At 71.2% G+C, this 13,124-nt stretch carries 10 protein-coding genes; 9 read left to right on the top strand and 1 reads right to left on the bottom strand.

The features are described from left to right. Positions 1-21 precede the first annotated feature (21 nt). From VE326_06755 to VE326_06740, 4 genes are all read left to right on the top strand, one after another. The gene (locus VE326_06755; protein ID HYJ32905.1) at positions 22-615 is read left to right on the top strand and encodes a sigma-70 family RNA polymerase sigma factor; all 594 of its coding nucleotides are present in this window, start codon (positions 22-24) and stop codon (positions 613-615) included. Beyond that, a complete protein-coding gene (locus tag VE326_06750; GenBank protein ID HYJ32904.1) occupies positions 612-2,435 on the top strand; it encodes a serine/threonine-protein kinase in 1,824 nt (607 codons plus the stop codon). Before VE326_06755 ends, VE326_06750 begins: the two co-directional genes overlap by 4 nt. A gap of 272 nt (positions 2,436-2,707) precedes the next feature. Continuing rightward, the gene (locus VE326_06745; protein ID HYJ32903.1) at positions 2,708-4,798 is read left to right on the top strand and encodes a S9 family peptidase; all 2,091 of its coding nucleotides are present in this window, start codon (positions 2,708-2,710) and stop codon (positions 4,796-4,798) included. 22 nt (positions 4,799-4,820) lie between these two features. Continuing rightward, positions 4,821-6,017 (top strand): site-2 protease family protein, encoded by a 1,197-nt coding sequence (locus VE326_06740; GenBank protein HYJ32902.1) that lies wholly within the window; start codon positions 4,821-4,823, stop codon positions 6,015-6,017. Between the two features lie 7 nt (positions 6,018-6,024). Here the strand turns inward: VE326_06740 and VE326_06735 are convergent, their stop codons facing one another. Further along, entirely contained in the window at positions 6,025-7,629 is a 1,605-nt protein-coding gene (locus VE326_06735; protein HYJ32901.1) for an ATP-binding protein, read from the bottom strand. 132 nt (positions 7,630-7,761) lie between these two features. On the opposite strand from VE326_06735, the gene VE326_06730 reads away from it, so the two are divergent. From VE326_06730 to VE326_06710, 5 genes are read left to right on the top strand one after another with little or no spacing between them, the layout of a single operon-like run. Then, positions 7,762-9,369 carry a carboxyl transferase domain-containing protein gene (locus VE326_06730; protein ID HYJ32900.1) on the top strand — a complete coding sequence of 536 codons (1,608 nt, stop codon included), beginning with the start codon at positions 7,762-7,764 and terminating at the stop codon, positions 9,367-9,369. Between the two features lies 1 nt (position 9,370). Then, positions 9,371-10,183, top strand: a complete 813-nt coding sequence (locus VE326_06725; protein ID HYJ32899.1) for an enoyl-CoA hydratase-related protein — start codon at positions 9,371-9,373, stop codon at positions 10,181-10,183. A gap of 48 nt (positions 10,184-10,231) precedes the next feature. Then, positions 10,232-11,701 (top strand): biotin carboxylase N-terminal domain-containing protein, encoded by a 1,470-nt coding sequence (locus VE326_06720; GenBank protein HYJ32898.1) that lies wholly within the window; start codon positions 10,232-10,234, stop codon positions 11,699-11,701. Continuing rightward, positions 11,698-12,222 carry a biotin/lipoyl-containing protein gene (locus VE326_06715; protein HYJ32897.1) on the top strand — a complete coding sequence of 175 codons (525 nt, stop codon included), beginning with the start codon at positions 11,698-11,700 and terminating at the stop codon, positions 12,220-12,222. Before VE326_06720 ends, VE326_06715 begins: the two co-directional genes overlap by 4 nt. Continuing rightward, a complete protein-coding gene (locus VE326_06710; GenBank protein ID HYJ32896.1) occupies positions 12,219-13,118 on the top strand; it encodes a hydroxymethylglutaryl-CoA lyase in 900 nt (299 codons plus the stop codon). The genes VE326_06715 and VE326_06710 overlap by 4 nt, the downstream gene beginning before the upstream one ends. The last annotated feature ends 6 nt before the right edge of the window (positions 13,119-13,124 follow it).

The following is a 13,124-nucleotide window of genomic DNA, read 5'->3' as shown; positions in this document are numbered from 1 at the left end:
CCTCGTTGAGGAAAAGTCGTCATGGTGCTCCCCTCGAGCCAGGACGGCGACGGCCAGGCCCTGAACCCCACGCGCACCCTCCTCGAGCGCGCGCGGGCCGGCGATCAGCGCGCCTTCGATCTGCTGTTCCAGCGCTACCACATGCCACTCATGCGATGGGCCCACGGAAGACTCTGCGCCTCCGCACGCGGTCAAAATGAAACGCGGGACGTTGTGCACATTTGCTTCTCCAAGGCGTTTCACTCCCTGGACAGGTTCGTCTACAGGCACCAGGGCTCGTTCCTGGGATATCTGCACGAGATCCTCAAGAACGAAGTCGTCTCGATGAACCGCCGGTGGATGGGCCGCAAGCCGAGCGCGGAGCTGGATGGGGATTATCCCGATTCCGCGCTGCGGCCCGACGAGGAGTACGAAGGCAAGGAACGCAGGGAACGGTACGAGCGGGCGCTGGCGAGCCTCACGCCGCGCGAGCAGGAGCTGATCGTGATGCGCGAGATGGGTCTTACCAACGCCGAGATCGCAGTCGAGCTGGGGTTCTCGACGCCCAATGCCGCGCGGATGGCCGTGACGCGGGCGATTGAACGGCTGGCGGCGGCAATCCGGATGCTCCCATGAGCGAAGCGAACCCCCCGGATACGCTGCACCTTGCGGCCGCCGTCGCCGACGGCGCCGAGATCGACTGGAAGCGGATGGAATCGTCGGATCCCGACGCGGCCCGCATCCGATCGTTCGAGCTGATCGACTCGGTGTTTCGCGACTACGGCAAGGGGGCCGAGGAGATTCGGGCCACCCTGCACGCGCCCTTGCTGGCGACCGATTCCAAGTGGGGACCGCTCCGGATCCTGGAGCAGATCGGCGCGGGCTCGTATGGGCAGGTCTTCCGCGCCTTCGATCGCTCGCTGCAGCGCGACGTGGCGCTCAAGGTGCTGCGCGACCCTCCGCGCGCGGTGGCCGGCGTGCCGGAGTTCCTCGAGGAGGCCCGCCGACTGGCGCGCGTGCGGCACCCGGGCGTGCTCACCGTGTACGGCGTGGCCGTGCGGGAGGGGCGCGCGGGCATCTGGACCGAGCTGGTGCGCGGCCGCACCCTGGAGGAGCTCCTCGAGTCGGACGGGCCGTTCGCTCCCGAAGAGACCGCGCGGATCGGGGTCGAGCTCTGCAGCGCGCTCTCCGCGATCCACGCCGCAGGGCTGATCCATACGGACGTGAAGACGGAGAACGTCCTCCGCGAGGAGGGGGGGCGCGTCGTCCTCGCCGATTTCGGCGCGATGGACGATCGCTTCGACGAGAAGGGCGCGGGCTCGGGGTGCGGCTCGCTCCTCTCGGTGGCGCCCGAAGTCCTGCGCGGCTCGCGGCCGACGCCGGCCTCCGACGTCTACTCGCTCGGCGTCCTGCTCTATCGTCTCCTCACCGGCCGCTATCCGTTCCTCGCCGATTCGCCCCGCGACCTCCTGCTCGCGCTCGGGCGCGGACCGTCGCCGCTTCTGGAAATACGGCCCGGCGTGCCGCGCGCGTTGGCCGCCGCGATCGACCGCGCGCTCGAGCCCGAACCCGCCCGCCGCCAAGCCGGACCGAACGCCATGGCCCAGGAGCTCCGGGCCGCGCTCGATCCCACGCTGCCGGTGAAGCGCGCGCCCGCGGAGAGCTATCGCCCGCCGGGGCGCGACTCCATGGCCCTCGCGCTCGCGGCGTGCGCCGTGATCTCCGCGGTCGTCGCGACGGGAATTTCGCAGTGGGGCATTCCGTGGCTGGCGCACCGATACCAGAGGAACGAGACGGCGCCCGCCATCGCCGCGACCGCCGTCATGTCCGGCGCGCCCGGGGCCGCGCCCTCCGGAGTGGTCGAATCGCCGGTTCCGCCGGCGAGCCGGGCGCCGGCCGGACTCGAAGCCATGCCCGTCCTCTACCGAATCTCCGAGGTTGGAAGGGAGCCGCTCGCCGACGGCACGACGATCGGCTCCGGTGATGCGCTCTCCCTCTCCATCGAGACCGGCCCCGATCCCGTGACCTGCTACGTCCTCGACGAGGACGAAGCCGGGAACGACTGCGTGCTCTTTCCGCTTCCGGGCTATCGGGCGCGGAACCCGATCGCTCCGGCGACGAGCCAGGTCCTGCCGGACGGGAGCGGGGCCCGGGCTCGCGCGTGGGCGGTCGACTCGGAGAACGGGCGCGAGACCGTGGCGCTGATCACGTCGCTCACGAGGCTTCCCTGGCTCGAGTCGATGCTTCGCGACGTGCCCCGCTCCGGCGCCGACAGCGATACACCGCAAGCGCTTTCGCCCCCCGGACTCGCCACGCGCGGCATCGGCGGCACGAAGGCAGTACCGGTCACCGGGAAGATGGCCGCCATCCTGGACCGGCTTCGCTCGAGCGAGGCGTTCCGGTCGGGTCGCGCGGGTCTATGGAGGATCCGGCTCGAGGCGCCGCCCCGCCCGTAGCCCGCGGCCTGCTGGTTCCCGAAGATTCCGCGTGCGCTTTGGGCATGCCGGCCGTTTATCTGTACGAAGCAGCGCTGACATCGAAGCCGATCGAAACGGCGCCCGCTTGACGGGCGTCGCCGAGGAGCGGGGTCCGGCCGTGGGGAGCGGCCGACCCCGCTTTCTTTCGTTTTCAGCCCACCCTTCCCCCCGGCGCACGGCGGCCGTAGAATGGAAGTTCGTATCTCCCCAGCCGATTTCGGGCTCATCTGCTCGTTCTTGGGAGGAGCGCCTTGCATCTCGCCGAGCGTCAGTCCCGTACAGCAACCGTTCTCTACCCCGCGAAGAACCCCGACGGGCGCCGCTTCAGCGCCGAAGACCTCTGGCGCATCCAGCGGGTCGGCACGCCTGCCTCGGCGCCGAACGGCAGCGCGATCGTCGTTCCGGTCACGTCGTTCGATCTCGACAAGAACCGCGGCCGCACGCGGCTGTGGCTGATTCCCTCCGCAGGCGCGCCACGCCCGCTCACCTCGGAAGAGGCGAACGCGGGCGAGGCCGTCTACTCCCCGGACGGAACGCGGCTCCTCTTCCCCCGCTCGGTCGGGGAGGAGCGCGCCCAGGTCCACGTCATGCCGCTGGACGGCGGCGAGCCGGAGCGGCTGACCGACATGCCGCTCGGCGTTTTCGACCCCCGCTGGCTCCCGGACGGAAGACGGATCGTGTTCGGGGCCATGCTCCTCGAAGAGGCGCCGACGCCCGAGGGAACGAAGGACCTTCTCGAGAAGCGCGCGAAGGATCCGGTCAAGGCGCACGTGACCGAGAACCGCCTCTACCGCTACTGGGACCGCTGGCTGACCGGCGGGGAAGTCCCGCACCTCTTCGTTCTCGATCTGGCCACGCGCGCCCTCACCGACCTGACGCCCGCGGGAACGGGCTGGTTCGACTTCATGGAGCCCTCGGGGCAGTACGACGTCGCTCCGGACGGCTCGGAGATCGCTTTCGTCGCCAATTCCAGCCGGCCGCCGCACCATCTCCTGCGCTGGGCGCTCTTCACGGTGCCCGTCGGAGGCGGCGCCCTACGATGCCTCACGCCCGAAGGGGTGCCCCAGGGCTACCCGGCCGACATGCACCGGCCCCGCTACGCTCCGGACCGGCGCTCCATCGTCTACGGCGCCCAGAAAGACCCGTACTTCTACGCGGACCGCGTGCGGCTCATGCGCTACGACCGTGAGGCGGGGACGCACGCGCCGCTGGCCGAAGGGTGGGACCGCTCCCCGTCGGCGTGGGAGTTCGCGCCGGACGGGACGCTCATCCTCGAGTGCGAGGACGAGGGCCGCGTGTCGCTCTTTGCGATGGCGCCGGGCGGTGGAACGCCGCGCGTCATTCTGCAGGGTGGGTCGGCGGCGGGACTCGCCACCGGACCCAGCGGTCGCGTCACGTTCACGCTCCAGACGATCACCGAGCCCGCCGAGGCGTGCTCCTGCCTGCCCGACGGCAGCGACTTCCGGCGCCACACCGCGTTCAACGCGCCGCTCCTGTCGGAGATCGCCTGGGGCGAAGTGCGGACGATGGAGTTCGAGGGGGCCGGCGGGGAGCCGGTGCAGATGTACGTCGTGCTTCCGCCCCAATTCGACGCCTCGAAGAAGTGGCCGCTCGTGCACGTGATCCACGGCGGACCGCACGGGATCGCGGGCGACAACTTCCACTTCCGGTGGAACCTGCACGCCTTCGCGGCGCCGGGGTACGTCGTCGCGTCGGTGAACTTCCACGGCTCGACCTCCTGGGGGCAGGAGTTCGCCGCCTGCATCCAGGGGGGCCACGGCGACAGGCCCTATACCGACATCATGAAAGCGACCGACACGCTGATCGAGGCGGGGTTCGTGGACGCGCAGCGCATGGCGGCGACGGGCGGGAGTTACGGCGGGTACCTCGTCTGCTGGATCGCGGGGCAGACCGACCGGTTCCGCTGTCTCGTGAACCACGCGGGCGTCTTCGACCTTTTGGCCGAGTACGGGAGCGACGTGACGCAGGGCCGGCATCAGTCGTACGGCGGGGAGCCCTGGGACCGCCTCGAGGCCATCGACCGGTGGAATCCCGCCCGCTTCGCGAGCGGGTTCATGACGCCGATGCTCGTGATCCACGGCGAGCGCGACTTCCGCGTGCCGCACAATCAGGCGATGGCGGTCTACAACATCTACAAGGCGAAGGGCGTGGACGCGCGCCTCGTCTTCTTCCCCGACGAGAACCACTGGATCCTGAAGCCCCGGAACTCCCTGCTCTGGAATCGCGAGGTGCGCGACTGGCTGGCGCGCTGGCTGGGTCCGGCGCCCTCCGGCCCGGCGGCCGGCCTGCCGGGATCCGCGGGGAGCGCCGCCGGAGCCTAGCGCGCTCGGGCGAACACGCGGCGTGCGCTGGTCCTGGCAGATCGCGAGGATCGCGGGGATCCCCATCCGGATCCACGCGACGTTCCTCCTGCTGATCGGGTGGATCGTTTTCGGCGTCCTGGCCGAAGGACAGGGGGTCGCGCCGGCGATCGAGGCCGCGCTGCTCCTCCTGGCCGTCTTCGCCTGCATCGTGCTGCACGAATTCGGGCACGCGCTGACCGCCCGCCGCTACGGGATCCGCACCCGCGACATCACGCTGCTTCCGATCGGAGGCGTCGCGCGGCTCGAGCGGATTCCCGAGCGACCCCTCCACGAATTCCTCGTGGCGATCGCGGGGCCGGCGGTGACGCTGGGCCTGGCGGGTCTTCTCTTCGGCGTGCTGGCCGCGGCCTGGCCCGCGGAAGCGCGCCGCATCGCGGCGTTCCTCAACCCGGTCTGGAACGTGCTCTCCGGAAATCCTCCCCTCGAGGGCCCGGGCGGCTTCGTGGCCGAGCTGTTCCTCGTCAATGTCATGATCCTGTTCTTCAACCTGATTCCGGCGTTCCCGATGGACGGCGGCCGCGTGCTCCGGGCCGTGCTCGCCACGCGGCTCGACTACGTGCGCGCCACCCAGATCGCGGCATCCGTGGGGCAGATCCTCGCCGTCCTGCTCGCGGTGATCGGCATCAACCAGCACAACCTGCTCCTGCCTCTGGTGGCGCTGTTCGTCTTCCTGGCGGCCGGGCAGGAGTCGTCGATGGCCCAGATGCGTACGGCGTTCGCCGGCGTCCCGGTCTCGCGCGCGATGATCCGCGACTTCCGCACCCTCCGCGCCGACGAGCCGCTCACGCGCGCCGTGGAGCTGCTCCTGTCGGGCGACCAGCAGGATTTCCCGGTGCTCGGAGCCTTCGACGGGTCGCCCCCCGTCGGCATCCTGACCCGCCGCGACCTGATGGCGGCTCTGGCCCACGGTCCGCGCGACCGCGCCGTGGGGGACGTGGCGCGGCGGGACTGCGGCACCGCGCATCCGCGCGAGTACCTCGAGGACGTCTTCCAGCGGATCGATCGGAGCGGCTGCCCCGCGCTGCTCGTGATGGAGGGAGGGCGCGTCGTGGGGATGGTGACCCTGGAGAACGTGGGGGAGCTTGCGATGGTGCACGCCGCGCTCGGGAGGAACGCGCGGGCGCGAAGCGCCGGCGATCGCGGCCGGGCCGGCGGGATGGGAACGGGCCCCGCCTAGCGTTTGCCTAGCTCTTCGCCAGCTCTCCGGCGAAGGGGTCGCCGCCCACGACGTTGGAGAGGTCCTCGCCGGCCGGCAGGGTCAGCCAGAACGCCGCGCCCCCACTCGCGGCGTCCGTTCCCGCGCTCACGCTTCCGCCATGCAGCTCCACGAACCGCTTGGCCAGGTGGAGCCCGAAGCCGAGGCCGTCCTTGCAGCGCTTGCACTCCTCGTTCACCGCGCTCTCCAGCTCGAAGACCGACGTGGCCGATTCCGGCGCGACCGGGGGCCCGGAGTCCTTGATCTCGACGACGACGCCGTCGTCGCGCAGCCAGGTCGCGACGCGGATCCGGCTCTTCATCGGGGAGAATCGGATGCCGTTCCGGAGCACGTTCGCGATCGACTGCCGCACCTTGGCGGGGTCGAGATGCTGATTCGGGACCCTCCGGTCCACGGAGAGCTCCAGCTCGATCTGCTTCGCGTCGGCCTGAGCCCGGACCGCCTCGATCGCTCCACGCGCCACGTCGTTCACGTTGGTCACGCGCAGCTCCAGGACGTAGCGGCCCAGATCCAGCCGCACCAGGTCGAGCACGTCGTCCACCAGCGCCATCATCCGCTGCGCCTCGCTCCGGAGGCGGCCGGTGAACTCCGCCCGCATCGAGGGGGTCATCTTCCGGTCGTTCTGGTCCAGCACTTCGGAGTAGGCCACGATCGCCGTGAGCGGGGACTTGAGCTCGGCCGCCGCGGCGCCGAGGAAGCTGTCGTGGAACGCTCCGCCATGACCGTCCGGACCCGGCAGGGCGGCCGCCGCCACCGCGGAGGTCGCGCGGCGAAGCCGGTCCATCACGATCGCGCGGTCGAGCACCGACGCCACGTTCTCCGCGAAGAGCTGGCCGATGTCCCGGTGCTCCAGGCGGAAGGCCTCCGCCCGGACGGCGCGACAGACCTGGAGCACCGCGAACGTCTTCGACTCCAGCGCGATCGGCAGGAAGAGCGCCGAGCCCACGTCGGGGTGCGCGGCGAAGAACTCGGCGAAGCGCGCGTCCCGCTCGCGGGCCGACATCAAGATCGGCTCGCGGTGGCGCGCCGCCCACCCGACGGCGCCCTCTCCCAGCGCCACGTCCGGCTCCGGCTCGTGCGGGGTCAGGCCGAACGCGGCCTTGGCCGAGAGCGCTTTCGTATCGGGCTCGTAGAGGAAGAGCGTCACGTCGTGGGAGTGGAGCGTGGAGGCGACGCGTCGCACGGTGATCTCGAGGATGGTTTCGAGCGGCAGCTCCATGTGGAGGCTGTTGCCCAGCTGGAAGAGCGACGTCAGCTCGGCCAGGCGGCCCCGCGACTGCTCCAGCTCCATCTGGTCGCGCACCATCCGCTCCCGGAGCCGGTTGATCGAGAGCTGCTGGTGCACCATGTAGAGGCAGAAGAGCGCGGTCAGCCCGATGAGTCCGACGAGGAGCACCCACCCGCCCCCGGGCGGCAGCCTGTCGCCGAGGAACCCGGAGCGAACGAGACCCATGTAGAGCGAGGGAATGGTCGCGGTGAACGCCAGGATGACGAGGATCGCAAGGCCCAGGATGCCCCAGGTCCTCCGGTCGAACTGGCGCTGCGACGCTTCCGATTCGGCTCGTAGTGCCACCGTTTCCTGCCTCCCCCCGGGCGTGTTCCGACCTCGCAAACCATCGGCACTCCCGGCCCCCTTCTCGACCCCAATTCGGGGCGGCCGTTCCCCCTTTCCCGAAGCGGGTTTGGCGGTTACAGTCACGGCTCCATGAGCGTCCTCCGGAGTCACCTCAAGACGTCGGGCGAGGAATTCCAGCAGAACCGGAAGCATCACGAGGCCCTGGCCGCCGACCTCCGCGCGCGCCATGCGGCGGCAAAAAGGGGCGGCTCGGAGCAGGCGGTCTCCCTCCACAAGAGCCGCGGCAAGCTCCTGGCGCGCGAGCGGATCGAGCGGCTGCTCGATCCCGACACCCCCTTCCTCGAGCTGTCGGCGCTGGCGGGGGGCGGGATGTACGGCGACGAGGTGCCCTCGGGAGGGATCGTGACCGGGGTCGGCGTCGTTTCGGGACGCGAGTGCATGATCGTTGCCAACGACGCGACGGTGAAGGGCGGCACGTACTATCCGATCACGATCCGGAAGCACATCCGGGCCCAGGAGATCGCGCTGGAGAACCGGCTCCCGGCGATCTATCTCGTCGACTCGGGGGGCGTGTTCCTGCCCCTCCAGGCCGAGGTCTTCCCCGACAAGGAGCACTTCGGCCGGATCTTCTACAACCAGGCGATCATGTCCGCGGCGGGGATTCCGCAGCTCGCGGCCGTCCTCGGCATGTGCACCGCGGGCGGCGCCTATGTGCCCGCGATGTCGGACGAGAACGTCATCGTGCGGGGCACGGGGACGATCTACCTGGGCGGGCCGCCGCTGGTGAAGGCGGCGACCGGTGAAGAGGTGACGCCCGAGGAGCTGGGGGGCGCCGAGGTGCACACCCGCCAGAGCGGGGTGACCGACCACATGGCCGCGAACGAGGAGGAGGCGCTCCACATCCTCCGCGACGCCGTCGAGCGGCTCGGCACCGTGAAGCGCGTGGACCTCGACCTCGCCGAGCCGGAAGATCCCCTCTATCCGGCGGAGGAGATCTACGGCGTGCTCCCGCCCGACACGCGGCGGCCCTACGACGTCCGCGAGCTCTTGGCCCGGCTCCTCGACGGGAGCCGCCTCCACGAGTTCAAGCGCGAGTACGGCGCCACCCTGGTCTGCGGCTTCGGCCGGTGGCTGGGATATCCGGTCGGCATCGTCGCGAACAACGGCGTGCTCTTCTCCGAGAGCGCGCTCAAGGGGGCTCACTTCGTCGAATTGTGCGCGCAGCGGCGGATCCCGCTCCTCTTCCTGCAGAACATCACCGGGTTCATGGTGGGGAAGCGCTACGAGGCGGGCGGGATCGCCAAGGACGGGGCCAAGATGGTGCAGGCGGTGGCGACGGCCGAGGTGCCGCGCATCACGGTGCTGATCGGCGCCTCGCACGGCGCCGGCAACTACGCGATGTGCGGCCGCGGCTACCGGCCCCGCTTCCTCTTCACGTGGCCCAATTCGCGGATCTCGGTGATGGGGGCGGAGCAGGCGGCCTCCGTCCTGGTCCAGGTGAAGCGCGACCAGCTGGCGCGCGAGGGGAAGACGCTCAGCGACGCCGACGCGGCCGCCATCGCCGACCCCGTGCTCGAGAAGTACGAGCGCGAGGGGAGCCCCTACTACGCGACCGCCCAGCTCTGGGACGACGGCGTGATCGATCCGGCCGAGACGCGCGCGGCGGTGGGACTGGCGCTCTCGGCGGCCTTGAACGCGCCGGTCACCCGCGGGCTCGCCCCCGTCTACCGGATGTAGCGTGAGCGCCACGCCCGACTCGCCCAAGGTTCGGCTGGACGTCGAGGCCGGGATCGCGCGCCTCACGCTCACGCGCCCCGAGGTGCGGAACGCGTTCGACGAGGGGCTGATCGGCGAGATCACCGCCGCGCTCGGGGTCCTACGCGAGGAATTCCGGAGCGACGGCGGCACGGCGCCACGCCTGCTGGTGCTGACCGGCGAGGGGACCGCGTTCTGCGCCGGCGCCGACATGAACTGGATGCGCCGGAGCATCCGCTATACGCGCGACGAGAACGAAGAAGACGCGTTCCGCTTCGCCAAGATGATGCTCGCCTTGGACGAGCTTCCGATCCCGACGATCGCCCGCGTGAACGGCGCCTGCCTCGGGGGCGGCATGGGGCTCATCGCCTGCTGCGACGTCGTGGTGGCGTCCGACGCGGCCGACTTCGGATTCACCGAGGTTCGGCTCGGCATCGCCCCGGCCGTCATCTCCGCGTTCGTGCTCCCCAAGATCGGCGTGGCCGCCGCGCGCCGGTGGTTCCTCACGGGGGAGATCTTCAAGGCCGAGACCGCGCGAGCGATGGGGCTGGTGCACGAGATCGCTCCGGCCGCCGGACTCGACGCCGCGGTCGAGCGGCTGGTTCTGGCGATCGCGGGAAACGGACCGCGCGCGGTCGCCGAGGCCAAGCGGCTCATTCGCGAGAACACGGCGCTCTCGCGCGATCTCGCCATCGAGAACTCGGTGCGCGCGATCGCCGAGCTCCGCGCCTCGCCGGAGGGGCAGGAGGGGCTTTCGGCCTTCCTCGAGAAGCGCCGTCCCGCCTGGAAGAAGTGACGCGCTCCTCCCGCGCGGCCGCGCACCCGCTCCGAACTCCGGTGCGCCGTGTTCCGTAAGGTCCTGATCGCCAACCGCGGCGAGATCGCGCTCCGCGTCTGCCGCACCCTCCGCGCGATGGAGATCCCCTCCGTCACGGTCTACTCCGACGCCGACCGCGCGGCGCCCCACGCCGAGGCGGGGGACGAGTCGGTGCGCCTCGGGCCGGCGTCTCCGGCCGATTCCTATCTGAACGCCACAGCCCTCCTCGAGGCCGCGCGCTCGACCGGCGCCGACGCCATCCACCCCGGCTACGGATTTCTCTCGCAGAGCGCGCCGTTCGCCCGCGCCTGCCGCGACGCCGGCGTCGTCTTCATCGGGCCCTCCCCGGAGAGCATGGAGCGCCTCGGCGACAAGGTATCGTCGCGCCGCTCCGCCGCGCGATGCGGCGTGCCGGTGGTGCCCGGGGTGGAGGGGATCGAGAACGCGGCGGGCGCGCGCGCGGAAGCGGACCGCATCGGCTACCCGGTGCTGCTCAAGGCGGCCGGCGGAGGCGGCGGGCGCGGCATGCGCCGCGTGGATTCGGCCGGAGACCTGGACGCGGCGTTCGAGAGCGCGCGGCGCGAGGCGGCGGCCGCGTTCGGGGACGACCGGCTCTTCGTGGAGAAGCTGGTCGAGCCCGCGCGCCACGTCGAGATCCAGATCCTGGGCGACGGCAAGGACGCGATCGCGCTGGGCGAGCGCGAATGCAGTCTCCAGCGCCGCTACCAGAAGGTGATCGAGGAATCCCCCTCTCCCGCGGTGGACGCGAAGCGGCGCGCCGCGATGGAGGAGGCCGCGGTCCACCTGGCCCAGGACGCCGCGTACGCCGGCGCCGGCACGGTGGAGTTCCTGCTCGGTCCCGACGGCGCGTTCTACTTCCTCGAGGTGAACACGCGACTCCAGGTGGAGCATCCGGTCACCGAGATGCGCTTCGGGCTGGACCTGGTCCGCGCGCAGGTCGAGATCGCCGCGGGCGGCGGGCTTCCGCATCCGGGCCGGCCGGAGGGATTCGCCATCGAGGCGCGGCTGAACGCGGAGGATCCCTACCACGGCTTCGTGCCGCAGACCGGAAGGATTCTCCTCCTGTCGTGGGGCACGGGGCCGGGGGTCCGCGTGGATGCCGGAATCGCCGAGGGGCAGACGATTCATGCGCACTACGATTCGCTCCTCGCCAAGGTGATCGCCCACGGGGCGACGCGCGAGGAGGCCCGGACGCGCCTGATCGCGGCGCTGCGCCACACGGCCCTCCTCGGCCTCGTGACCAACCAGGGGTTCCTGCTCGATCTGCTCGAGGACGAGGCGTTCCGCACGGGCCGGACCTTCACCCGCACGATCGAGTCGCGCCGCTGGCCCGGCCCCGAAGCGCCGCCCGACGAGGCGGTCCTCGCCGCCTCGATCGCGCTGTCCGCGCCCCCGCGGTCGGCGGGCCCCGGCGAGCGGGACGACGCCGACCGCTGGTCGCCGTGGCGCCTCCTCGGCTCCTGGGGGCGCGCGTGAGCCGCGCCGTGGCGCTCCGCTGGAACGGGCTCCCCGTGGAGGCCCGCATCTCGCGGAAGGGGGACCACGCGGTGCTCGAGACCGGGGAGCGCCGCGTGGAGGCCGTGATCGCGCGCGAGGGAGCGTGGATCGACCTCGCCATCGGCGGTCGCACCCTTCGCGCCGCCACGGCGCGCGACGCGCGCGGGATCTGGGTCGCTCTGGAGGGGAGGCTCTACCGTTTCGAGACGTTGCATCGCCACGCCGGCGAGCGCGTGGACGCGGACGACTCGGGTGAGGTGCTCGCGCCGATGACCGGCCGCGTGGCCGCCGTGGAGGCGCGCGCCGGGGCGACAGTGCGGGAGGGAGACCTCCTGCTCACCATCGAGGCGATGAAGATGGAGTTCAAGGTGTCGGCGCCCGCGTCGGGCGTCGTGCGCGACGTGGCGTGCGCCCCGGGCGACCGGGTCGAGCTGGGGCAGCTGCTCGCGCGGATCGCTCCCGCAGCGCCGGTCGCCGGCGGGGACAGGGAGGGGCCGTGAACGTCCGGATCGTGGAGGTCGGACCGCGCGACGGACTGCAGAACGAGAGCCGCCCCATTCCGACCGAGTCGAAGATCGCCTTCATCGACGCGCTCTCGGAGGCGGGCTACGATGAGATCGAGGCCACGGCGTTCGTCGCTCCCGACCGGGTCCCTCAGCTGCAGGATGCGGAGGCGGTGCTGCGGGGTATCCGGCGCCGCGAGGGGATCCTCTACGCAGCGCTCGTGCCCAACGAGCGCGGGCTGGACCGCGCGCTCGCGGCGGGAGTGGGGAAGATCGCGGTGTTCACCGCCGCCTCGGAGACCTTCAACCGGAAGAACATCAACGCCACCATCGCCGAGTCGATCGAGCGCTTCCGGCCGGTCGTCCTGCGCGCCAAGGAGGCGAAGCTCCCGGTGCGCGGCTACGTCTCCACGGCGTTCTGGTGTCCCTACGAAGGAAGGATCGAGCCCAAGGCCGTGGTGCCGGTCGTGAGGCAGCTCCTCGACCTGGGCGTGGAGGAGATCTCGATCGGCGACACGATCGGAAAAGCGGTGCCCGCCGAGGTGCACGCCCTGCTCGACGCGCTCCTCGACACAGCACCCCAGGACGCGCTCGCGATGCACTTCCACGACACCTACGGCACCGCCGTGGCGAACGCGCTCGCGGCCTACGACCGCGGCATCACGATCTTCGACGCCTCGGCCGGCGGGGTGGGCGGATGCCCCTTCGCCCCCGGGGCTGCGGGGAACGTGGCGACCGAGGACCTCCTCTGGGCGCTCACGCGCTCCGGCGCTTCGGTTTCGCTCGACCCCGCGAAGCTTTCGGCCGCGTCGGACGTGCTGGCTTCCGCGCTCGGGCGCCCGCTCCGTTCGCGCGTCCGCGAGGCGACGCGAGGGTCTTCTCCCGGACGGTGATCTTGA

This window comes from Candidatus Binatia bacterium, from assembly GCA_035631035.1.
Lineage (GTDB): Bacteria > Eisenbacteria > RBG-16-71-46 > SZUA-252 > SZUA-252 > DASQJL01.
This window is presented reverse-complemented; position numbering and strand designations above follow the sequence as displayed.

What these genes read in the sequence shown, in the direction of transcription:
- VE326_06750 (HYJ32904.1), top strand. Translation starts at nt 612, where the DNA reads ATGAGCGAAGCGAACCCCCCGGATACGCTGCACCTTGCGGCCGCCGTC.
- VE326_06755 (HYJ32905.1), top strand. Translation starts at nt 22, where the DNA reads ATGGTGCTCCCCTCGAGCCAGGACGGCGACGGCCAGGCCCTGAACCCC.
- VE326_06730 (HYJ32900.1), top strand. Translation starts at nt 7,762, where the DNA reads ATGAGCGTCCTCCGGAGTCACCTCAAGACGTCGGGCGAGGAATTCCAG.